The sequence below is a fragment of the Paenibacillus sp. FSL R5-0923 genome (assembly GCF_038009145.1).
Taxonomy (GTDB): domain Bacteria; phylum Bacillota; class Bacilli; order Paenibacillales; family Paenibacillaceae; genus Paenibacillus_AQ.
The window spans coordinates 778,719-803,081 of the sequence record NZ_JBBPAT010000002.1 but is presented as its reverse complement, the minus strand read 5'-3'; the positions used below and the strand labels follow the sequence as shown (position 1 = coordinate 803,081).

The 24,363-nt window shown below is 41.9% G+C and carries 19 protein-coding genes; 3 read left to right on the top strand and 16 right to left on the bottom strand.

The features are described from left to right. Positions 1-155 precede the first annotated feature (155 nt). From MKX35_RS28795 to MKX35_RS28785, 3 genes are all read right to left on the bottom strand, one after another. Entirely contained in the window at positions 156-695 is a 540-nt protein-coding gene (locus MKX35_RS28795) for a peroxiredoxin (protein WP_042125130.1), read from the bottom strand. Between the two features lie 161 nt (positions 696-856). Next, positions 857-1,939 carry a 3-isopropylmalate dehydrogenase gene (leuB, locus tag MKX35_RS28790; protein WP_042125128.1) on the bottom strand — a complete coding sequence of 361 codons (1,083 nt, stop codon included), beginning with the start codon at positions 1,937-1,939 and terminating at the stop codon, positions 857-859. Positions 1,940-2,146: 207 nt separating this feature from the next. Next, positions 2,147-3,214 carry a hypothetical protein gene (locus MKX35_RS28785; protein WP_076298230.1) on the bottom strand — a complete coding sequence of 356 codons (1,068 nt, stop codon included), beginning with the start codon at positions 3,212-3,214 and terminating at the stop codon, positions 2,147-2,149. A gap of 176 nt (positions 3,215-3,390) precedes the next feature. Here MKX35_RS28785 and MKX35_RS28780 point away from each other — a divergent pair, with 176 nt between their 5' ends. Further along, complete coding sequence (locus MKX35_RS28780; protein WP_042125126.1) at positions 3,391-4,371, top strand: aldo/keto reductase; 981 nt, start codon at positions 3,391-3,393, stop codon at positions 4,369-4,371. A gap of 80 nt (positions 4,372-4,451) precedes the next feature. Here the strand turns inward: MKX35_RS28780 and MKX35_RS28775 are convergent, their stop codons facing one another. The 4 genes from MKX35_RS28775 to MKX35_RS28760 all read right to left on the bottom strand — a co-directional run bounded on the left by MKX35_RS28775 (position 4,452) and on the right by MKX35_RS28760 (position 7,148). Next, entirely contained in the window at positions 4,452-5,543 is a 1,092-nt protein-coding gene (locus MKX35_RS28775; protein ID WP_042185736.1) for a DUF4097 family beta strand repeat-containing protein, read from the bottom strand. A gap of 17 nt (positions 5,544-5,560) precedes the next feature. Further along, positions 5,561-6,058, bottom strand: coding sequence for a hypothetical protein (locus MKX35_RS28770; protein ID WP_042125123.1), 498 nt, complete (start codon positions 6,056-6,058; stop codon positions 5,561-5,563). 80 nt (positions 6,059-6,138) lie between these two features. Beyond that, positions 6,139-6,591 carry an anti-sigma factor family protein gene (locus MKX35_RS28765; RefSeq protein ID WP_042125121.1) on the bottom strand — a complete coding sequence of 151 codons (453 nt, stop codon included), beginning with the start codon at positions 6,589-6,591 and terminating at the stop codon, positions 6,139-6,141. Beyond that, entirely contained in the window at positions 6,588-7,148 is a 561-nt protein-coding gene (locus MKX35_RS28760; RefSeq protein WP_042125119.1) for an RNA polymerase sigma factor, read from the bottom strand. The genes MKX35_RS28765 and MKX35_RS28760 overlap by 4 nt, the downstream gene beginning before the upstream one ends. A 112-nt stretch (positions 7,149-7,260) precedes the next feature. Between MKX35_RS28760 and MKX35_RS28755 the strand changes: the two genes are divergently transcribed. After that, on the top strand, positions 7,261-10,356 hold the full coding sequence (locus MKX35_RS28755; protein ID WP_076298231.1) for a hybrid sensor histidine kinase/response regulator: 3,096 nt from the start codon (positions 7,261-7,263) through the stop codon (positions 10,354-10,356). An 86-nt stretch (positions 10,357-10,442) separates the two neighbouring features. Then, on the top strand, positions 10,443-11,597 hold the full coding sequence (locus MKX35_RS28750) for a response regulator (RefSeq protein WP_076298232.1): 1,155 nt from the start codon (positions 10,443-10,445) through the stop codon (positions 11,595-11,597). Between the two features lie 192 nt (positions 11,598-11,789). Here the strand turns inward: MKX35_RS28750 and MKX35_RS28745 are convergent, their stop codons facing one another. From MKX35_RS28745 to MKX35_RS28705, 9 genes are all read right to left on the bottom strand, one after another. Beyond that, on the bottom strand, positions 11,790-13,538 hold the full coding sequence (locus tag MKX35_RS28745; RefSeq protein WP_076298233.1) for a glycoside hydrolase family 35 protein: 1,749 nt from the start codon (positions 13,536-13,538) through the stop codon (positions 11,790-11,792). A gap of 30 nt (positions 13,539-13,568) precedes the next feature. Next, positions 13,569-15,230 carry a DUF4091 domain-containing protein gene (locus MKX35_RS28740; protein WP_076286335.1) on the bottom strand — a complete coding sequence of 554 codons (1,662 nt, stop codon included), beginning with the start codon at positions 15,228-15,230 and terminating at the stop codon, positions 13,569-13,571. Beyond that, a complete protein-coding gene (locus tag MKX35_RS28735) occupies positions 15,227-16,510 on the bottom strand; it encodes a Gfo/Idh/MocA family protein (protein ID WP_042185725.1) in 1,284 nt (427 codons plus the stop codon). The genes MKX35_RS28740 and MKX35_RS28735 overlap by 4 nt, the downstream gene beginning before the upstream one ends. A gap of 52 nt (positions 16,511-16,562) precedes the next feature. Continuing rightward, complete coding sequence (locus MKX35_RS28730; protein ID WP_042125110.1) at positions 16,563-17,456, bottom strand: carbohydrate ABC transporter permease; 894 nt, start codon at positions 17,454-17,456, stop codon at positions 16,563-16,565. 9 nt (positions 17,457-17,465) lie between these two features. Then, the gene (locus MKX35_RS28725; RefSeq protein WP_076298234.1) at positions 17,466-18,356 is read right to left on the bottom strand and encodes an ABC transporter permease; all 891 of its coding nucleotides are present in this window, start codon (positions 18,354-18,356) and stop codon (positions 17,466-17,468) included. 89 nt (positions 18,357-18,445) lie between these two features. Then, a complete protein-coding gene (locus MKX35_RS28720; protein WP_076298235.1) occupies positions 18,446-20,179 on the bottom strand; it encodes an extracellular solute-binding protein in 1,734 nt (577 codons plus the stop codon). 125 nt (positions 20,180-20,304) lie between these two features. Beyond that, on the bottom strand, positions 20,305-21,645 hold the full coding sequence (locus MKX35_RS28715) for a response regulator transcription factor (RefSeq protein WP_076298236.1): 1,341 nt from the start codon (positions 21,643-21,645) through the stop codon (positions 20,305-20,307). Positions 21,646-21,647: 2 nt separating this feature from the next. Then, positions 21,648-23,387 carry a sensor histidine kinase gene (locus MKX35_RS28710; protein ID WP_076298237.1) on the bottom strand — a complete coding sequence of 580 codons (1,740 nt, stop codon included), beginning with the start codon at positions 23,385-23,387 and terminating at the stop codon, positions 21,648-21,650. A gap of 130 nt (positions 23,388-23,517) precedes the next feature. Next, positions 23,518-24,360, bottom strand: a complete 843-nt coding sequence (locus tag MKX35_RS28705; protein WP_076286339.1) for an MBL fold metallo-hydrolase — start codon at positions 24,358-24,360, stop codon at positions 23,518-23,520. Between the last annotated feature and the right edge of the window lie 3 nt (positions 24,361-24,363).

Genomic DNA, 24,363 nt, shown 5'->3' with positions numbered 1-24,363 from the left:
CCTCCACTCGAGGACATAATATAACTTTTCACGCCTATTTTCAAATCCATTTTTTATTTAAGCCTTTTTTGGTGCAAAAAACCTCCTTACAGAAAAAACTTCTGCAAGGAGGTCGAAATCAGAATATCAAAGATCAGATAATAGCAGAACAACATTTAAAGGTTTCTGTCACCTGGTTTCCAGTTCATTGGGCATAAGCCACCAGATTGCAGGGCTTGCAGGACACGAAGTGTTTCTTCTACGCTGCGACCTACATCATTGTGATTAACGACCTGATATTTCAATTCACCTTCAGGATCAATGATGAACAATCCACGCAATGCAATTCCTTCTTCTTCAATCAGAATGCCGTAGTCTTTAGCAACTTGTTTAGTAATATCAGCAGCAAGCGGGAAATTCAAACGGCCAAGACCATTCGAATCCTTAGGTGTATTGATCCATGCTTTGTGGCTGTGGATCGAATCAACACTTGCGCCAAGAATTTCTGTATCAAGCGCTTCGAACTGCGCAGCCGCTTCACTGAGAGCTGTGATTTCAGTCGGACATACAAAAGTGAAGTCCAGAGGATAAAAGAAGAATACCAGCCATTTGCCACGATAGTCGGACAGACTTACTTTACCAAAATCCTTACCATCACCTGATACGGTTTGCATAGTAAAATCTGGAGCTGGTCTACCTACTAAACGTTCAGCCATTGCCAAAATCCTCCTTTGATTATGTAAGAAACCAACCATTTCTTGTCGTGATATGCTGGAATAATTTACATCTTGTCTACATATCAAATGGTATCATCGTACAAAATCAAAGTCAATCTTAGACAAATTCCCCTATAATCGTAATTAGAAATTAGATTATATTATGCTTTGCGGATAGCTGCAACAATCAGGTCGCCCATTTCAGATGTACTGATCGCTTTGCTCTTATCTACGGCGATATCACTTGTACGGTGTCCTGCATCCAATACTTCAGCTACTGCAGCCTCTATCGCAGCAGCCGCATCCTCATAACCAAAGGTTAAACGGTACATTAGTGCTAAGGACAGGATTGTTGCAATCGGGTTCGCAAGTCCTTGTCCGGCAATATCAGGTGCGGAGCCGTGAACGGGCTCGTAGAGACCGTAGTTACCATCGCCCATCGAAGCGGAAGCAAGCATACCGATAGAGCCTGTCAACATCGCAGCCTCGTCGCTCAGAATGTCACCAAACATGTTCTCGGTAACGATAACATCAAAGCTAGCTGGACGACGCAGCAGCTGCATTGCGCAGTTATCAACGAGTACATGCTCAACCTCTACCTCAGGATATTCTGGAGCAATCTTATTTACGACCTCACGCCATAACCGTGAAGTTTCAAGTACATTCGCTTTATCAACACTTGCCAGCTTATTGCGACGCTTGCCAGCAATCTCAAAAGCCTGACGTACAATTCGTTCCACTTCCATTACGTTATATACACAGGTATCCACTGCTTCTTCACCATGCTCACCTTGACGACGCAGTTTATCTCCGAAATAAATCCCACCAGTCAGCTCACGAACGACCATAAGATCGGTACCTTCCAGCACTTCTGGCTTCAATGTCGAAGCGTCCTTAAGGCAATCGAATACGACTGCTGGACGTAAGTTTGAGAACAATCCAAGTGCTTTGCGAATGCCAAGCAATCCGGTTTCAGGACGAAGCTCCTTAGAATTGTTATCCCACTTCGGTCCGCCTACAGCGCCCAGTAATACGGCGTCAGCACTGCGACAGATTTCCAGTGTATCTTCCGGCAGCGGTGTGCCTCTTTCGTCTATTGCAATGCCTCCAAAAAGAGCGTGCTCCGTTTCAAAAGCATAACCAAATACTTCTTCCGTTGCTTTCAATACTTTTTCTGCTTCAGCTACTACTTCAGGTCCAATACCGTCCCCTGCGATTACGGCGATTTTTTTAACCTCACTCATCTCAGTCACTCCTCAAGTGGTCTGCTCTAACAGACATAGTTCTTCTTTATATTGTTGTATCATACCCAGTCGTAAAGGACAAAGATATAGATTCTATTGAGTTGATAGGCATAGCCTATAGGATACTTATTTTGAAGGAAGATTTTCTTGAGTAATGAAAAAGCCGCCAGATATATCCCTTTGGCGACTCTGCGCTTTCATGTTCTATTAATGAATTGGATTTGCAATTACTGAAATTTCACCAGCAGAATATTCCAGGAAATATGCAATTTTTGTAGTTAGATTATAATTCAAAAATTTACTTTTCCCATTTCCAGGCCATTTTTGATCTTTTACGATCTGAGCGCCTTCTTGCGAAAATAACGACCAGGTTTGTTCTAATACATCCCCAACAAACACTTGATTGTTAATAAAGTCCGTCTTCCACCCCGAAAGATTACCCTCTTCTTTAAAAGCTTGCTTAATAGAGGTTACTGCGCTTCCTGTTGCAACATTCATCAAACGGAACACGTTCTGAGAATCACCTGAAACAGGACGCTTCGCGTTAGCTGGAGCAGGCTGGTAAATGTATGATGTGTATACTGCCAAATTTGCACCATTAAATTTAAGCTTAATGTCAGCATTAAAGTCTTTAAACATTTTTTCATTATGGTGAAATAAATTAATTGTTCTCACAAAGAAATCATCGCTCATTATACCTTGTGCTTGATACTTTATAGCTAAATAAGGATATCCAACAAAATCCCAACCCTGAACGTTTACACTTTCATATCCGGTATCGTTAATCTTAGCGTTAAAGCTTACACTTGGCATCTTCCAAGGATACTGATAAAGATTAAAGGAATCTCCAAATTGAACCATGATTCGTTCGTTTACTTTCCCCGTAGGAGCAACCCATTTGATTTTGTCTGCCACACCTTTAAGCGGTATTTCTGTTTTACTAATCTGCTCCCCAGCATAGGAAAAGACCGTTTTCGTAATTGCGTTGCCGTTTGATTTCTTGAGTAGCACTATTTTTTGCGGATTCTTCATCACGTTAAGGTCGAGAATCGTATGAGTATCGTTTGATAGGTTGACTACCTTATTTGTTGTTACATTGACTACGTCAGCTTTGTTAGTGCTATGATCAATGATTGCGACGAGATCGGTACTAACATAAAGCGTATCTGTACTGTCCAAGCTTGGAGGTGACTTCGATGGATTAGCATAAGACTGATTTGTGAATACAAGCATTACAATAATTGCTGCAAAAATAATACTGAAGCTCTTTTTCATAGTATTCCCTCCATTATGATATTTTTCCCATTGTAAATACGTTGTAAGCTAAAAAAAGTTTTTGAAAACATAAAACTACGCTATTGAGCACCAGAGAAGGACTTGGAAAATTTGCCCTTGGTTAATAAGTTGTTTACAATTAAGTTGAAATCATCTACCTAAGGAGTGAATGCGAAGTGCAATATGCTAAGCTTGGCAAATCCGGTATGAAGGTCAGTCGGCTATGTCTCGGAACAATGAACTTCGGCCCACAAACAGATGAACAAGAAGCCTTCCGTATTATGGACGCTGCACTCGACGCAGGTGTTAATTTTTTTGATACCGCTAACATTTATGGTTGGGGTGAGAATTCCGGTTTAACAGAAACGATTATTGGTCGTTGGTTTAAGCAAGGTGGGGGGCGACGTGAAAAGGTCGTGTTAGCTACCAAGGTATACGGTGCAATGAGCGATAAGCTCGACGGGCCTAATGATGAGGGTGGACTATCATCTTATATTATACGCCGCCATCTAGAGGGGTCTCTGCAGCGTCTCCAGACCGATCATATTGAATTGTACCAGATGCATCACGTTGACCGTAGTGTCTCTTGGGACGAGCTGTGGGGGGCTTTCGAGCTTGCTGTAAACCAAGGAAAGATTGGTTATGTCGGCTCCAGTAACTTTGCGGGATGGGATATCGCTGTAGCCCAACAAGAAGCGAAGGCACGTGGCTTTTTAGGTTTGATTTCTGAGCAGCATAAATACAGCCTCACCTGTCGCCTTCCTGAACTTGAAGTATTACCCTCCTCTCTCCATCATGGATTAGGCGTTATTCCTTGGAGCCCACTGGATGGAGGTCTTCTTGGACGCAATGCACTTAAGAAAATAGAAGGCAGCCGCAGTGGAGGAAATGCTGAGCGCGTAGAGCAATACAAAGATCAGCTTGAGGCTTTTGCAAGCTTATGTATGGAGCTTGGGGAACCACAAGATAATGTAGCACTAGCATGGTTATTAGCCAATCCTGCTGTAACCGCACCCATTATTGGACCACGCACACTAGAGCAATTCGAGAGTGCACTGCGCAGTCTTGAGATTGTGCTAGATGAATCTGTCCTTAAACGTTTAGATGAGATCTTCCCAGGACCGGGCGGAGAAGCTCCTAAAGCTTACGCTTGGTAGGTTTCTTATAATTTGAAAAAGGGCGCTAAGGCTTCAGCAGAACCAATCGCTGAAGCCTTAACTCCCTTTATTGTTCGTACTTATTCAGCTGTGTCCACGGTTACACTTCCATTACTCGTACTTAGGTCCACAGTATAAGTTCCTTTACCAAGAATGGCAGTGCCAAAGCTGTCCCCGTCTAGATCCCAAGGGACATTCCCCTTCAGTGAGCCATTGCTAGTATCCGCTGTAATCTTCGCATCGGACACAGTTGGCAACCCCACCGTAATCTTTCCGTTACTAGACGAACATTTCCATTTTCCAGTCACTGCTGAATTAATAGTGATCTTGCCGTTGCTGCTCTTTGCCGTCAACGCTCCATCTATATTATCCAATATAATCGCACCATTAGAGCTTTTGAGCTGCGCTCCACCTTGGATGTTCTGAACAGTCAGTGAGCCATTGCTGGTATCTGCCTCAACTCCGCCAGCAACATCATGAATATTTATAACCCCATTACTAGTGTCAACCACTAAGCCAGACTTTAAATCCCAGGCTTCTATTGACCCGTCACTAGTATCTACCTCAACAGCAAGGCTGCTAGGTACACTTACATTTAAATAAGGACTTTTAGTATTAAATCCAAACTGAATATTAGAGAACCAATTATGATCTGTATCAAGCTCCATAATCAGTGTATCTCCCTCAGTTTTTACTTTCCATTTCTTTTCCAACGCACTTTCGGCTTCACTTTGTGATTTTCCAGGTAGGAGTAAGCTTCCCTCATAATCCAATGAGCTTCCATCTATTCCCTCGACCTTTACTTTTCCACTTGGAAGTACGATTTTCAGCGTCGTAATATTGTCTTTCACTTCGACATTGCCGCTTAGTGGAGTTAAATGTGTATTCCCGATTAAACTGCTAAGTGAGCCGCCGGCCATTACGCTCTGTGCACTGCTTGCTCCAACCAACAGGATGATCAATAGGATTGCCCAACCGCTCACACGACTTTTGGCATCGGATTTGATAAACAATCTTAGCAACATCTCGAGTCCGAATAGGATCAACAGTGCTGGCCATAAATAACCAAGTACTTCATAGCTGATCATATTATACTGAGCCATCACAATAATGACACCAAGTGCAATGCAGCCTATAGCTGCAGTAAAACTCCCGATTTTCCATCTCCCCATAGTCAAATCCCCGTTTCTTACGCTCTCGTATTGTTTCTTAGCATCTTCAGACCGTACGCAATCAGACCCAGTGATAACAAGATCGTACCAATGTTAATCTCAATTAACATTCTCCAAAGCGTCGGAAATGCTGAGATCACCAGCATAAGGAACCCAGCAACAACACATCCAACACCAACCCAAGCCGGATTCACATCTTCATGTGGGTAACCCGGCATAGAGGATATCCCCATCGTCCAAGGTTCTCCGAAGCTGTCAGGATGGAACATCATACGCTCGTGTTCGGCAGCAGTTACTTTCATCCAAGCCGCTTTCTGCAGGGCATCAAACAATTGGTAAAACCATAGTGCAGCTAGCGCAAAAGGGAAGATCATGGGCTCAGACGGAATAAACATAATACATAAGGAAGCCCCGATCATAAACTGCAGCCCCTGCTTTTTGAAGCCTAAGTACAAATGACCTACACCAGGAATCATAGCTAGCATAAAAGTGAGCCAACGTCTCTTCTTAATCATAATACATCCTCCTAAAATTTGGATAGCATAAACTTTTCAGTTTACCTGAATCCATCTATTATTTATAAATCTCTTTATGACTATTTTCTAAAGCCACCAAACCATTGGGTCACCGAATTCGACACATGACCATTAATTTCAGTAATCCCATAAGCCAAATTCTCAAAAACGCCAAACTGTAACAATAAGAAGCTCAAGCAGGCAGCCACCGCATAATGCATCCAAGATGTTCTAGGAGCATAGCGACGTCTTACGCTTGTCGCTTTAACCGCTCGCTCTCTGCGTCCTGTTTCGAGCTGCTCGATATGGGCCATAACACCTGCTGCGAGATCTGGAAAGTCCATCTGTTCATGCTGATATTCACTGTCCGTTTCCATTTCTGACCAAAGAGCGGACATTTCCTTAGCTTCCTCCAGCCACTGCGCGCAATCAGGACAGGATTGTATGTGCAACCGGATACTCAGCTCCATATCTGGAGACAGTAGGCCGTCAATGTAATGTGGCATCCATTCCTTCACTATTGCACAATTCATCGCAATTCCTCCCTTTGTCTACGCATCATCTGTCTGGCACGATAAAGCTGCGATTCGATAGTCTTAACGGAAACACCTTTTTGCTCCGCTATCTCTTGATAAGAATTTCGCTGAAAATAGTACAGCTGTACGACCGACCGGTACGGTTCCGCAAGGCTGTTCACATTCTCACCCAGCTCAGCTGATTGTTCCTGCTCTAGCACCTCTTGCTCTGGTGTTTGAGACGTTACCCAATCATTCTCAGTGTAATCAGCTGCACTCCGATGCCTCCACTCCCTATCATTGGCCCGTTTCCAGTCCAGACAGGTTCGATAGGCTATCCGATAAAGCCATGTCGAGAAGGTAGACTGTCCTCTGAAGGAGGGGAGCGCTTTGTATGCTTTTATAAAAACCTCTTGGGCCATATCTTTGGCCGATTCGGCTTCTCCAGTAATCTTGACGCACACTCTGTATACCATGCCTTGATAACGTGTCACCAAATGCCCAAAGGCCTGATGCTCACCGTTCAGCACAGCAGAAATCCATTCCGCCTCTTCCAGCTTTCTCCCCTCCTTCACCTACATAACGTTAGACGCCAGCCAATTCTAATCCCCTGCAACTTTTTTTTAATTTTTGAAATATTTTTGGGAAAGGAATATATTGTTTTTTGTCGAATAATGTTTAATTACTATGACTAAAAGAAAACTCTTTCTAATTATCGTGCTATTTCTTACTATACTTACTGGATTTCGCTTCCTATGGGTTTGGGCATCGCCTCATGCCATACAACCACAATTAGTCAAAGGAGTTCTCGATTTACGGAATAAAGACTTAAATCAAGACAAGCTCCTTACCTTAAAAGGCCAATGGGAGTTCTATCCTAATACGCTGCTTCCCACTTTCAATAAAGAATCTCTAAACAAAGCTCCCCCTAAAAAATATATACAAGTCCCGGATCAGTGGAACGATGCCATTCATAATGGCGAAAAGACTGGTTTTGGCTACGGCTCCTATCGGTTACGGATTCTTGTAGATAAAAATGAAAAGCAGTCTTATGGCATACTCATATCCGGGGTTCGGACTTCTTCGGAAATATATATCAATGGTGAACTACTAGGAAATTCAGGTTCTCCATCTGCCAATAAAGAAGACTATGTTGCTCGTGTATTACCTTACTCCGTATCTTTTACAACGGATAAGACTGAGATTGAAATTGTGATTCATGTAGCCAACTACTCTTTATCTCATACAGGCGGTATTTTTAAACCCATTTTATTTGGTAACGAAAAAACCTTAACACATCAGCGGATCGTTTCCATAATCCTTCAACTGTTATTATGTGTAGTACTTCTACTTCATGCAGTCTATGCAGCAATATTATATACCATTGGTCCGCGGCAAAAGATGTTGATCTATTTTTTTCTGTTGGTAATTTCCGCTATAACTACAGTACTAATTGATGATGACAAGCTTTTGCTGCATATGCTTCCCTTAAACTACCAATGGAGCTTAAAACTATTAATCATCTCTAATATTATGGCTTTTATATTCATCTTACTGACAAGCAAGCAACTAATGTTCCAGAATTTAAAAATTAAAAGCGTTCGGATCCTGACCAGCTTATCCTTGGTACATATCCTTTTCATACTGCTCGGTCCCGTTGTCCACTATTACGAATCATATACGCTTCTTTTTTTCATCAATATATTCGTTCTATCATTAGAAGTTGTAGTTCTCTTTCTGAAATCTGCGCTTAAAAACAACGATGGCTCTATTTTTCTATTGCTATCTATCCTAGCCATCATTAACAGCAATCATTGGGGATTGTTCAAAAATTTCGATCTGGTTGACGTTACCTATTATCCTTTCGACCTGATTATTGCCTTTTTATGCTTTGCGACTTTTGGGTTTAAGCGCTATTTCTGGAATACTAAACAGACTGAAAATCTGGCAAAAAGCCTGCAAAGAACCGTTACGCAAAAGGATGATTTCCTAGCTAATACCTCTCACGAGCTGAAAAACCCCCTACATAGCATCATTAATATTGCTGAGACCGTCTTAGACAGTGAGAGAGACTCTTTAATGCATCAAAACGCAAGTAATCTAGAACTGCTAATTACCGTCGGAAGACGTATGTCTTTACTGATAAACGATCTTCTAGATCAATCACAGCTTCGTGAAAGCAACATTCAATTACAGTTAAGAAATGTTCCCATTCAATCCGTAGCTGTTGGCGTACTCGATATGCTCAAGTTCCTAACGGAAGGTAAGCACATTACACTAATCTCGGAGATTCCCGACTCGTTTCCTTCTATTGTGGCAGATGAGAAAAGACTCATTCAGATTTTGTTCAATCTGCTTCAAAATGCTGTGAAATATACGAGTGTGGGCTCAGTTAGGGTCCATGCGGATATTCATAAGGGTGTGGCGCGCATCCATATTACGGATACTGGCATTGGAATGAACGAGGAAACACAGCTTAGAGCCTTCCAACCCTATGAACAGGGTGACTCAAGCGTGACAGCAATAAGTGGTGGAATTGGATTGGGCTTAAGTATTTGTAAACAGTTAGTTGAACTTCACGGTGGAGAGATTAGCGTAAAATCTTCACTTGGCAAAGGCTCTACTTTTACTTTTACTATGCCTCTATCCGATTCAAACATTCAAAAATTCAATTTAGAATTCTCAACAGTGACTGAATACACCGACAAACTATCTCATATTAGGCTATCCGAATTTAACACTACATCTGCTACTTCAACGGATGGAAGAAGACCTAAGATTTTGGCTGTCGACGATGACCCGGTTAATCTGAAAATCCTTACTAGCGTACTATCCATCAAAGACTATGAAATGGTTACGGTAACCAGTGGAATTGATGCTTTAATAAAACTGGATACTGATCAATGGGATTTAATCATTACAGATGTAATGATGCCCCAGATGTCCGGCTATGAATTAACACAGAGAATTCGTGAACGTTTTACTATAGCTGAGCTTCCTATTCTACTTCTGACCGCACGTAGCCAGCCGGAAGATATCTACACCGGATTTGTTTCGGGCGCGAACGACTATGTAATGAAACCCATGAACGCTATGGAGCTAAGAGGACGGGTACGTTCCTTAACAGACTTAAAACAGTCCGTAAATGAACGGCTTCGTCTGGAAGCAGCGTATCTTCAAGCGCAAATACAACCACATTTCTTATTCAACACATTAAATTCTATATCTGCTCTGGCATCTTTTGATACACAGCGTATGGGTCACCTTATTGATGCCTTTAGCTCTTATTTACGCTTAAGCTTTAACTTCTTGAACGCTGAGCCGATGATACCGATTGAACACGAGCTTGAGCTTGTCCGTGCCTATCTGTACATAGAGAAAGAGCGCTTTGAGGACAGGATGACCATCAACTGGGAGTTAACAGAAAATCTACATTTTCAGTTACCTCCCTTGACCATTCAGCCACTCGTTGAAAATGCCGTTAGGCATGGTATATTAAGCCGCTCCAAAGGAGGTACGCTTTCAATATCCATCAAAGAACTAGCTGATGACATCGAGATTACAATCGCTGATAATGGTAAAGGTATGACTTCCGAGCAACTTCAGCAACTGCTGAGCAGTCAGTCTAATGTAACAAGAGGGATTGGATTTCTTAATACACATAAACGCTTGTTACGTGTCTATGCTAAGGGTTTGCAAATTAAAAGCAAGGAAGGGCTAGGTACTTCAGTAAGTTTCATAATCCCTTCTGAAAAAAGAAATATGAATCACAAAAATACCTAGTCACAGACAGACTATAATGAACCGAAAAATAAAGAAGAGTTTATTGTTTTTTGCTAAAAAATACTATATTGAGTGGTGAAATAACAATGATTCAAGCAGTATTAGTGGACGATGAACGCCTTGCTCTCGTAAAGTTAGAATTCATGTTAAAAGAAATGGAAGCTGTTCATATCATCGCGTCCTATACAGATCCTGTTCAAGCTATACAAGAAGCTCCAGCCTTGGAGCCTGACGTTATTTTTATTGATATTGAAATGCCTGAAGTGAGCGGACTTCAAGCTGCCGCAATTCTGCAAGAGGTCTGTCCAAACGCTAATATCGTTTTCGTGACCGCGTATAACCAATATGCAGTGGAAGCCTTTGAGTTAAATGCGATTGATTATATTTTGAAGCCCGTGCGACATGACCGTTTATTCAAAACAGTACAACGCTTGGAGGACAGATTGAGGTTTGCACCAAAAAGCACAGAGGTAGCACATGAACTAACGATTCGTTGTTTTCAATCGCTGCGTTTTGAACGAGGAGGACAACCTTTAAACAATCTCCGTTGGAGAACTTCTAAGGCACAAGAATTGTTTGCTTTCTTGCTTCATAATCGCAATCGATTCGTCAGTAAAGATACCCTGATTGACCTACTATGGCCAGATTTCAACCTTAAAAAGGCTTCTACCCATCTCTACACAACCATTTATCAAGTACGACAATGTTTAAAGCAGAGTGAGGTAGATCTGCATATCAGCAACGTCAGTGGCGGGGAAGGGTATACGCTTGAGACCGGGCCGCTTCTAATCGATGCAGCCCAGTGGGAGCACAACATTCTTGCACTCGAATCCATCGGAGAGGACAATTGTGCAGAACATCAAAGCTTATTTGAACTGTATTCAGGGGATTATTTTGGTGATTACGATTATTTGTGGGCGGAAGGCGAACGACAACGTCTGCGCACCATTTGGCTACACCATGCTATGGGAATGGCCCAGTTCTATATCGACAACAACAGAGTTCCCGAAGCTGTCACTGTGTATCAAAAGGTAGTACAGCTTCAGCCCTATTTTGAACAAGGACATTTAGGATTAATGAAAGTCTACGACAGTATTGGGGAACGATCCGCAGTGGAAGAACAATACAAGAATCTGACGGAATTATTGAAAGGCGATCTAAGTATTGGTCTTCCTGCCGTTGTTCAAGATTGGTATGAACAATGGGAACTACATAACCTTAGAATACGCAGCAAGAAATAGTTTCTATTTAACAAAGACACCCGGATCTATTCGGGTGTCTTTGTTGTTACGATATATTAATTGCTGCGTTTGAAACAGCTAGTTAAACGAAGCTAGCGAATTACGCAAGATTGAACAAACTTGTCCGAAGCAAATTCAGACATTGTTCAATAAGCCGCAATTCTAACATGTTGTTGGCAGAGCTATGCCCTATTATCCTAGTTCCGGTTGATCTACGAAGGTAACAGCGGTATCTGAAGTGCTGTGCAATTCAAAGATGACAATCTCATTGTCGCCTTGTTTCAATAGAGGACCTGGCACATACATTGTTTTCTGTGGTCCGATATTCCAATAGCGTCCAAGGTTGAACCCATTAATGAACACGACGCCTTTAGTCCATCCTTCCATGCTCAAGAACGTATCACAAGGTTCATCCACAACCAAGGTGCTGCGGAAGAAGCTAGGTTCCATTTGCCTGAATAAACCTTCAAACTGCAGACCAGATAAATCCGTTAATGGCAACGTATAAGTCGTCCATTCCGACAGAAACTGCCGTCCATAACGTACCCCTTCGGTAATCCCTTTACAATCTCTCATAAAAGGACCATAGTTGACACGTCCTAAATTCTCCACAAGTATACTAACATGCAGCCCTTCGGCCGGAACCTCGAACTCTAATTTCACCTCTGGCTCTACACGATCTAAGGTTGCAGTGAGCTCTCCATTCAGAAAGACTATTGCACGATCATGTAAATCCTGGATGAAGAACTCATCTTTGGGACGAGGTCCTGTAAGGAACGTACTATAATGAATAAAGCCATAATCCTGACCCAATTTCTCCATCGATTCAGGGTATGCAGAGTGAATAGGTGCAGAAATACGATTCAAGTTTGCGGTAAGTGAAGTCTGCTCCTTCATCTCTACTCTCCCATATGCTCTCTTAGCGACAGGAGCTAGCAACTCAATGGGTCCGAGATCTACATATTTGGAGATCACTTCACGAACTGCATAATATTTAGCTGTCGGCTCACCGGATTCACTCAGTAAGGAATCATAGTCATAACTAGTAATTGTTGGTTCATAGCTGTCAAACGTATGTCCATTCGCTCCGTTGTAGAACCCAAAGTTAGTTCCGCCATGGAACATATAGAAATTAACGGATGCGCCTAAACTAAGTATCTCATCCAATACCTTCGCTACATCCTCAGCCGGACGCGTATGATGCTCCTCACGCCAATGATCAAACCAACCGTTCCAGTATTCCATACACATGATTGGAGCCTCTGGTTGGTATTCACGGAGCTTGTTGAATGCTTCTACTGGACGTGATCCAAAGTTCACCGTCTCCAGCACACCTGGGACCATACCTCCCTGTAACATCGCGTCTTCAGGTCCATCGGAAGTGAATAGTAGTACATCTATCCCACGGGAAATCATGCTGTCTTTTAAATGAGTCAAATAGCGCTTGTCATTACCGTAACTTCCGTACTCATTCTCAATCTGCATAGCAATGATCGGGCCACCATTTGTACATAACAGTGGTTGTAATTTGGGGAGCAATACATCATAATACGCATCTACATGATCTAGAAATGGCTTATGGTAGCATCGAAGACGCATATCCGAATCAGCTAGCAACCAAGATGGCAGTCCACCAAATTCCCATTCTGCACAAATATAAGGTGCGGGACGAACGATGACATGCAGACCCAAATCTCCAGCCAATTCAATAAACCGGACTACATCTGCCATACCTTCAAAATTATGTTGGCCTTTCTTCGGCTCGTGTAAATTCCATGCCACATAGGTTTCAACCGTATTGAAGCCGCAAGCTTTTAATTTGATAAGACGGTCTTCCCAATGTTCCGGCAGAGTCCGAAAATAATGGATGGCCCCTGAGATAAGCCGTATCGCCTGATCGTTATAATAAAAGGAAGATCCTGAATAATGAAAAGTTGCCATATTCTCAACACCTCGTAATGGTATGATCACTTAAGTAGAATATCTTGCTATCGCTTGATTGATCCGCTCTCTTGCCTCTAAGAGCCATGTTCCCTGATCCCTCGGGTATACAGAGAAGGTCAACGATGTACTCAGACCCTCTTCCATAATGGCTATCGTTGCTTTCTTGCCAATTTTCTGCTCAAGTAATTCTAGTGCGCGCAAATCCTGCAACCCTTCATATAGAACTTCCAGTCGAATGGATTCAATCGGGCCTTCTTCTCCCGGATAGACCAAGTAGGCATCTCCTGAGGGAAATGCATGCTCAGCGTCAGTCGTACGATAAGGGTCCAGCTGCTGATTCAATGAATATTGCGAGTACCAGAAGTTATAACCCCAATGCAAGAAGCCCTGTAATCCGAATTTATACAATTGAAACCCGATTATACGATTTCTAGCAGATGGCATGTTGAAAAACCGGTTGGATACTTGTTCACCTTGAGCGCAGCAATAGTACGTCCAAAGGTCTGGAACCTGATGTTCTAAGAACGGTTCAATATGCGTATTCGCAGGAATCGGCCTTTTCACCAGGCCCTGTTCATACAACTCCAATTCGGACAAAGCGTCCATGATCGGATAACTTGATAAATGTTTATAAATGATCTCACTTGCAGCTCGGTACGATTCCAAATGTTCCTCTCCTGGTTCATCTGAAATATGGAACCAGCTTTGCTGGTCTATTCCCTGCTCTTTCAAATATTGATCTAAGCAAGGTAAAAATTGATCCAAGAAACTACGGTATTCCGCCGAGGATGCGTCCGTATCCCAGCCGAATAGTTGCTGATCTTCACCTTGAATGGTTACCATTATTTTTGGTGCACATTTTGCACCCCATTGAGTAAATAAATGAGAGAACTCAAAGTATTTGAAGCCAAGTCGGCGGCACATCGATACCCAACGAGTAAGCAGATCAAATCCGAATTCATAACGATCTCCCGCTTTAGTCACGGAAATCAATTGAACGGTTGGACGTACTCCACCAATGGCTGTATCCAAAGGCGGTGTAAACAACGGAGTTAAGATCATGTTCATGCCATGCTTAACCATCGTATCTGCATAACGTTCTATAAGGGCCCAATGTGCTTCACTAAATACTTCGACACCATACTTTGTAGCAAGACAATCCACATGGAACCATTCCGTATGAATTAACTGTTGCGGCGGTAGTGTTGCAGGGATAACGGTTAACTCGAATACATCCGATTCACCTAACATCTGCCCTTCAGATGATTGGAAGAGGACCTGAATAGAGCGAAGCCCCGTACTCATTGTTTCATCCAAGGTTATCGTCACCCATAAAGATCGCCATTGTCCCGGGATCGATGAAATAGATTGTTGATCCAGCGTATACAATGGATCTGGATATAATCCCGGCGTAGTTCTTAGCACATCGTCATCATGATTTTTGAAACAAGGCATTTCTGAGGGAACAAGTCCAACGGATCTTATACATATTAGATCTGGAAGAGATGACTTTATCTCTACTTTAATATTCTTTAGAAGTGTATCTGAGGTATAAGCGACTTGGAACGAAAATGTTTCTCCGACAAGTGCGGTTGCACTGTGATAGGATTCATGATTCGGCACTTCATCAGCAAATACCTTAACCAACGAACTTAATAACATCGTCTGAAATGGCTGCGGGGCATTCATCGTTGCTTCACCTCTTCATCATTACAGACACTTTGTGCAAATTCTTTCAGAACAATACTGTTACCCTCGATGCGAGATTGCTCTGCTGCAAAAGCCATAAGGTGACTTTGAACGGAATGATTTGCTGATGTAAGACCTTGAATCTTCCCTTCCGCTCGAACCAGCTTAACAAAATCTTTGATTAACCCCATATCGCCGCCGCCATGACCAACATGACCACCTGCATTCTCGAACGAGATTCTCTCTACCTTACCGCTGCCAAAATGGATCACTTCAATTTCATTCTTCTCCATCGCACCGCGAATTTCCCCCGTGGTACCCATCAGCTTGAGGGTACGACTTACATCTTTGGTAAACGCACTCATTGTAAAAGCTATAGTTACGGAATTAGCAAATTCTAGATTTACCACTTGATGGTCGACGACATCATTATCACAATGATAGACACATCGTCCATAAGGTCCTTCCTGAAGAGCATTCAGGCGGGCTTCATAGCTTGGATCATCGCTAATTGCCGATGTAGGCCAATCCGTATCCTCCGTCAAATATTGATTAGGAGCATAATAGAGACATTTATCTGCTGCTGGGCATCCATCTGTGCAACGTAGCGGGGCTCCTTCCGGTGCTTCACTAGATTTGAAATGGGACAGTGAGCCGAAGGAAGACACTCGAACACATTCTGAATCTGTCAACCAGGAAAGAATGTCCAGATCATGACAGGACTTAGCGAGAATCATCGGACTGGACTCATCCTTTTTGCGCCAATTCCCTCTTACGAAGCTATGAGCTTGATGCCAGTAACCCACGTTCTCATTATGTTGAATGGACATCAATTGTCCGATCGCACCACTTTCCAGCAGTTCCTTGATCGTAGAGAAGAAATTGGTATATCTCAATACATGGCATATCGAGAAGACACGATTCACTTTAGAGGCCATTTCCCCCATAAGTACACATTCCTTGGCATCAGGGGACATCGGTTTTTCTAATAGTACATGATACCCTGCCTCCAGTGCTTTCATTGTTGGCACATAATGCTGATTGTCTTGGGTACAGATAAATACCGCATCTGCTACTTTCGGGGAGGCAAAAAAATCATCCCAATGGGTAAAGCACATATCATCAGCCAGCTTATGTCTTGCCTTAAATTTATTTCTCCGCTTCGCATTCGGCTCTGCAACAGCTACAACTTGAAGCTCATTGGGGTGCTGAATCGCATATTCTGAATAATTAATTCCTCGCAGGCCCGCTCCAATTAAAGCAACAGTAACTTTCTTCATCGCAATCTGCTCCTTCATATGAGACTTTATGCTATGTCTGTACTCTATTTCTTTATTCTTTAACACTACCAACCGTCATTCCTTTTACGAAATACCTTTGTAAGAATGGATACACTACCATAATTGGCAATGCGCCCATGAATATTTGCGCTGTTCGGATCGTCTTCTCACTCAGGTTCTCCATCACCTTGAGCTGCTCAATGGACATCGATGACATCTGGGCATTGATAGACATAATCAAGGTAGAAAGATAGGTCTGTAGTGGATAGTGCTCAGGTGAATTCAGGTAAAGGATACCGTCAAACCAAGCGTTCCAATGCCCAACTATGGTGAATAACCCAATCGTTGCGATGGATGGAAGGGATATCGGTAAATAAATTTGCCAAAGTACTCTCCAATGTCCGGCACCATCAATCGTAGCCGCTTCATCCAATTCTCTTGGAATAGATCTGAAGAAGTTAAGCATCAGAACCATATTCCATACATTCAATGCACCTGGTAAGATAAGCGCCCAAATGGAATCGATTAAGCCTGTATTCTTCACTACGATATACGTCGGAATTAAGCCGCCTCCAAAAAACATCGTAATCGCGAATATCCATACATATACGGTTCTAAATTTAAACTGATCATTCGATTTGGAAAGCGGAAAAGCAGTAATAAATACTAGAAACAAGTTAACTACTGAACCGAGCACTACTCGTTTTACGGAGACTCCCAAGGAACGAAAGAACTCTACCTTTTCTCCTAAATATACATAAGCATCCCAGGAAAAGCCGACGGGCCAAAGCTTCACTTCTCCAGCCATCGCAGCTGTATTCGAGCTTAGTGAGATGGAGAGTAAGTGTACAAATGGGATAATGCCGAGTATGGTAATGAAAGTTAACAACAGCGTATTGAACACGATAAATAACTTTCTGCTGAATGATTGTTTATGTAGCACCATCTCCACCTCCTAGAATATGCGGTAATTGTTAAATTTGTAAGCTGCATAGTAAGTTGTTGATACCATAAATAAAGATATTATCGATTTAAAGAGACCCACTGCTGCCGCAGGTCCAAATTGTTGGCTGAACATCCCCAATCGATAGACAAATGTATCTATTATATCTGCGCCTGCATATACAGTCGGGTTATACATAATCAATATCTGCTCAAAACCTGCGTTAAGAATACCACCGAGACCTAATACACTAAGTAAAATAATAATCGGTGCTATACCTGGAAGCGTAATGTTAAGCATTTGCTTCCATTTCCCTGCACCATCTACCTCTGCCGCTTCATACAGCGTCGCATTAATTCCTGTGATGGCAGCAAGCATGATGATCATATTGTAGCCCATGCCTTTCCAGACATCCGAGCCAATGATAATCCCCCTGAACCAACAATTATCAAGCATGAACATGATAGGTTCTAAGCCCATAGAGGAAATTAAGCCATTAATAGGTCCATTCAGAGAGAATAATTCAATAATGACACCCCCAAGGACGGTCCATGAAAGGAAGAACGGGAGGAAAATGGCGGATTGAATAAAACCTGCGAACCATTTCTTAGTAAGCTCATTTAATAATAAAGCTAGAATGAGCGGGACAAGCAGCGACAATACCATTTTGATGATAGCTATGACTAGCGTATTCCAAAGTACTTGCTTGAAATCCGGTAAATTAAATACATAACGGAAGTTATCTAATCCCACAAAATCGGATTTAAAAAAACCGGATAACGGCTCAAACTGTTGAAACGCCATAACCAGGCCGGCCATCGGTCCGTAGGCATAAATCAGTGTAACAATCACACCCGGTATTAACATGATATGAAGCGGATATTCTTTCTTCAGTGATTTCATAGATGCCCTCCTCACCAACTTACTCATTTTAAAACGGGAGGTGAGTCGGCTCACCCGACTCACCTCACCCGCTTTCTTGTCCCTATGATTTATTTCGTAGCTTCCGTGCTATACCATTCATTGACCTCATCGATAATTTCATTACCGCCAAGTGCCTTCCAGCTATCCACGAATTTATCGAAATCATCAAGAGAACCACCCATGATAATCTTGGTAAAGGACTCTTGCATCAACTTATCCAGCTGACCGCCCTTTTCCACTACTGTTGGTGTAGGAAGACCGTAAAACTCGTTGTATACAAATTGTTGATTTTCTTTAATTTGTCGTGTTAAGCCCCAGCCACCGTCTTTTGCAGCCCGGCTATAATATTGACCCCAGTTTACACCTTTGGTAGCGTTAGATGTGTCGCCTGCCAGGAAGTCCTTAGTCGCTTTGAAAGTATCCGCAACGGTCTTATAATTTGCATCGTCTATTGTAATTTCAGTCTGATTAGCATCGAGCGCTTTGTTTACTTCCCTGTAAATCGTATCAATATCAACAGGGTTGGCAATCCGTGGGTTAAACCAGTTGTATACATAGCCATCTGCCGCTTTGTTCTTATCCTTGTATTTCTTATTACCAACTTCGATGTAGAAATTGAGCATCTTAATCGCTGCTTCTGGGTTCTTCATCTTTTTGTTCACAACGAAAATTTTGTTGCTGCGGATTTTTGGAACGAGTGATTTAGCTGGACCATCAATCCCTGGAAGCTGAATTGCAATCCAATCCGCCTTTGGATCTTTGTCTACGCTGGAGTTAAGCGGCCAGTTCGGATACCACCACTCTCCGTAGGAAATACCCACTTTACCTGCAGTCAGATCTTCTACAGCCTTATTCTCATCCTTTAGTGCAAACTCTTTATCAATAATTCCATCTTTATACCATGCTTGTAGCTTACCAAGTGCATTCTTCACTTCAGGCTGAATCAATCCCGGTAACAATTTGTCATCGCCGCCTTTAATCCAAGCCGATTGTTTATCACCAACGGAAGGATAAGCACCGAATCCATTAAAGAAACCTCTGACATCAAATCCCCAAAAGAAGAGATTCTTTTGCATGGCGATACCATAGGTGTCATTCTTACCATTCTGATCTGGATCATTATGTGTGAATGCTTGTGCAACTTTCTCAAGCTCATCGATCGTCTTCGGTGCCTGTAAACCTAGATTATTAAGCCAATCTTGACGAATCCATAGCAGCTGCGTGGATAAGAAGGGATCTTCAAATGCAGGAATACCTAATTGCTTACCATCCGCACTGAACGTTTTCATCGCGAATCCACCATCTGAGTCCATATAAGCCTTAAGAGCTGGTGACGCATATTGTGCATAAGCATCTGTCAGATCAGCAAGCATATCTTGCTTTTTAAGTTTCTCATAGTTCTTCTGATCAACTTCTATCACATCGGGTAGATCCCCCGATGCCATTGCAAGCGAGAACTTCTGTTCAAACTGGGCAGAGGGAACGGTCCATTTGTATTTCACTTCAATATTCATCATCTCTTTGAGATCTTTCAGGTAGGCATTTTGTTCCGGTGTTATTCCGCTTGGAGTTCTTGGATCTTCTGGTGGATTATATCCTAGTATTTCTGTAACAGTGACCGTTTCCGGGTATTTCCCTAGTGGATCAGGTGCTGTGGCGCTGTCTGTCGCACTATTCGTAGTCTCTTCCTTAGGCGTAGATGGTGCATTCGCATTTCCATCCCCTTGACTTCCACATGCTGACAATAATGAAAGAATCATCGTTACTGACAAAATCATTTTCCATGGTCTCATTTTTTTCATCTGAACGCTTCCCCCCTTTGTTTGCTGCAATTCTTGTTGTTAATCAGTGTTCCTAGTTATTATTTTAGTCACAGAGGAAACCGCTTTCAATTTCACTTTTTTTACATCACTTTCACTTTATTTACTTATTTTGAATTCCGATAATCCTGTGGAGATAAACCCATTTTGCGTTTGAAGAATGTTGTAAAGTAGGATGGTGATTCAAAACCGACCCGGATGGCGATTTCATTTAATTTCAGAGTTGTATTCTTCATCAGCTGCAGAGCAACATGCAGCTTCGTCGACTGGATATACTCTAATAAATTTTGTCCTGTCGTCTGTTTATAATAACGAGATAAATAGGACGGATTAAGATGCACCTCTGCAGCAATTGAGGTAAGCGATAGATCCCCAGATAGGTTCTCCTGCACAAATTGGTGAATTTGTTCGATGATTAGCGTCTTGAAATCTTCCTGCTCGATTCCTCCAGCTTTGTGCATCGTATCCTCAAGTTGACTTAGTTTCTCAAGGTCTAGGATAAGCATGTGCTGACCTAATAAAGCTCTCTTAAGAATCATAGAGCGCACTGCTTCAACTTGAAGATGGATTGATTCCCAATGGTTAAGTAAATCCCCCGATATTCCGAATGAAACGCAGACACTTAGCAGCTCATCACACTCATTCTGTACAGGCTCTAATATCCCTCTCATATAAGCAACGATTCCAGGCCAATTCACCCCTTGATCTGGATAGTCACTACGAAAGCGATTCAGCAATCCTTCATCTGGTTGAAGCAGCCATATGAATACACGATCATCATAAATCACTTCTTCACATGCAATAGATGCAGGCAGGTGATCATGGAAAATACGCTGAACAGAGGGAGGCATTTTAAATTTAGGATCATCTAGTCGATCCAAGATACCAACAAGAAAGAATGAAGGACGATCTAATGCAATGCCGAACTCTACATCTTTGTAACGTACATTATTGAGTATAGAAGTAATAGACTCCCCGCTCAGCACCCGCTCCATCAGCTCTTTCTTTAGGAAGGAACTAGCGATTTGATAGTGCATTTGTGCCTTCTCCAATTGAAGTCTACGACGGTTCTCCTCGTCTAGCTTGTCGACTGCTGTCTTCACAGCTTCGAAAATAGGTTCAATTCCTTCCGTTTTCAGAATGTAATTGTCCACATTCTTACGAATCGCTTCGTATACATAATCAAATTCACTGTATCCTGTAAGGAAAATCACTCGGCATAATGGCCAATAATAGACGATTTCGTCCACGAGCTGGAGACCATTCTTCTGAGGCATACGAATATCGCTAACCAAAATATCCAATTTCGTTTTCTTAGCAATTTCAAGAGCTTCGCTTGAGGAGTAAGCTTTTCGTATATCCAGTTCAAATTCTGAGTTATCCTGAAACAGTTGGACTAATCCATTCACAATCACAGGCTCGTCATCTACGATTAGTAATCTATACATAATCACACTTCCTTACTCTCATATTTAACTATCAGTTCTACCCTCAATCCTCCGTATTTGCTGCGTGAGACAAACAAGCCACTATCTGGTCCGTACTTCAATTGGAGTCTATTATTAACGTTGATTAATCCCGTCTTCTCAACTTGTTTCAGACCCATCGCAAGTTTCTTCTGCAAGTACTCTATTTCCTCATCTTTTAAAAGATTACCGTTATCTTCAATTGTGATAATTACTATTCCCTCTTCGCATTCGGCACCAATATAGACAACCCCTTGTCGGGAGTCGTCTTCGAAAGCATGCTCGAAAACATTCTCAACAATCGGCTGAATAATCAGCCTCGGTACTAAAATCGCGTTCGCCAAAACGGGTATTTCTTCATATTCGAAAGAAATACGATTCGAGAAGCGAATACACTGAATTTCACAATAATCAAGCGCATGCTGATACTCCTTAAAGAAAGGCACCTCGTCCGATCCACTTCTTGTGATGTATTGGTAGTAGCTCCCTAGCTTTTGTGAGAGCTCAGCCGCACTATCGGAATCTCCTACTTTACACATCATATAAATATTAAAGAAGCTGTTATAGAGAAAATGCGGGTTAATCTGTGACTGCAATTGCTTCAACTGCGAATGCTGCAGGGCAATCTTCTGTTCATAATTCTCCTCAATAGAACGCTTAAGTCTAGAAGCCATGCGATTAAAACTATTAAATATATAGTAAAACTCATCTTTGGTCTTTGACTCGATGACTAAATCAAGATTATCCGTTTCTACCATACGGAATGTCTTAACCAATTTGGATAAGGGCCTATGAATCATTAGATTTACCGAATAAGAATAAAGTATCATTACCACAATAGCGATGACGAAAGAGGCATATAGTAGTGTATTAAATTGGCTTAAGGGCCTTGTGATTTCATTCTGATTCACGTACATAATCAAGGATAGATTCAAAGAACTGATAAAGTTATGGGCAATAAAGTAACTTTTACCGTTCACCTTGTTTATTTCTGGGATATCGGAATTAAACTGATCCTGTTTGGTGATGAGCCTAAGGACCTCAGTAGATACTAACTGATCGTCTGTAGTAGATAGAATATTGCCCAGCTCATTACTTCCCAAAAATACCTCCGATTCTTGATATAAGGTTGCGATTTGATTTAGTGCCTCCAATAGCTTACCTTTTGAGATTTCAATATACGACCAAAGCTCCGCATTATCTCCTGTTTCTATAAGGAAAATCGCATCACCGCTCCGATAGAATGAAGGCTTCTGCTTAACCTTAAGTAACGAGGAAATTTTCTCGTACTCCATATTAGGAATGGCCGTGACCCCCGTCTTACCAGAGATCGTTTTGCCCAGAGACTTAATATATACCCCGGCGTTAACCACATATTCGCTTGAGGCAATGATCCGATTCAATAGATCTTCAGCATTACCGATTAATTCTACCTCTTCATACTTTTCTAAACTTTCGCCTCGGAAACTAAGCTTCTGTATGTTTTTATCTTCTTGAAATTGTAATTGTTGATTGCGGATGAAATATATCTCTTTATCCAGTTGCTTGGAATAGAATGACGCCCCAGCCAAGGATGAGTCCAAAATCGTATTTTTGGTGAATGACATCCCCTTATAATTCACCCAAATATTCATCGAAATGAGCGGAATCAAAAAGACGATAAATACGATGACAACTTTCTGATAGACGAACCATTTTACTTTTCCCGTAGCCAGCAGCTTCATTCTCTACCTCCGTATCTACTCATTTTGAGCCCTTAAAGCTATGAAAAAGACCCGTAAAGTAGTCCTTTCCTCAAGGGAGGATTTTACGGGTAATGACTATTCTTTTAATTATAGATAGACTATCATCATGTCATGCTAAGAAGACTTTCATCCCATCATAGGAAATGATGAAATTCTCCTCTGCTGTATTCTTAACTAAAGTATCATGCAACTCTGCGCTGTAGTGAGAGAAATGAGTCAGAATAAATGATGTACTAGTATCACAACTATTTTGGTCAAGCAAACGTTCTCTTACAATCCGACAACCGGAGATCCCCATATGATAATCATATCTATCCTCTAGCCCATAATTACAATCCAGACTAACAACGTCCAGATGCTTATCACGTAGATAATTGAAGGTTTCATCACTGAATATACCACTATCATTGCCGTATAAGAATCTTGTGTTATTCTGCTCAAGTAGATAGATAAAGCTATGTTCATCCGGCTTGTGATGGGCTGGCAATGCGGTTACTGTCACTTCTCCTAGAGTGAAGGGCATGAAAGACTGTATGATATGAAACTCGTAAAAAGGATCTTCAATCGTATCGGTTCCATAATCATAGCGAAGAGCTGACTTCATCGTTTCTTCTACCGTTTCATTTCCGTAAATATGCAGTTTTTTTCCACTCTCCTGCAGCTGACAATACCAATGTTCATGCCTCATCATGAGCTCTGCTGCTGCAAAATGATCAGTATGCGAATGCGTAACAATCAAATGATTAACTTTCCCCAAATCCAATTTGTAACGAAGCTTATTCATATACATGTCAGGTGAGAAATCCAGCAGCAAATCAGAGTTAATAAGCGCTCCTGTACGAGCGCGAATATTCTTGCCACCAAGCTCCATCGCCATAGAGCAACGTTCACATTGACAAAATAAAGCTGGATAACCCTCGCTTGCTCCAGTTCCTAAATACATAAATTCCATGGT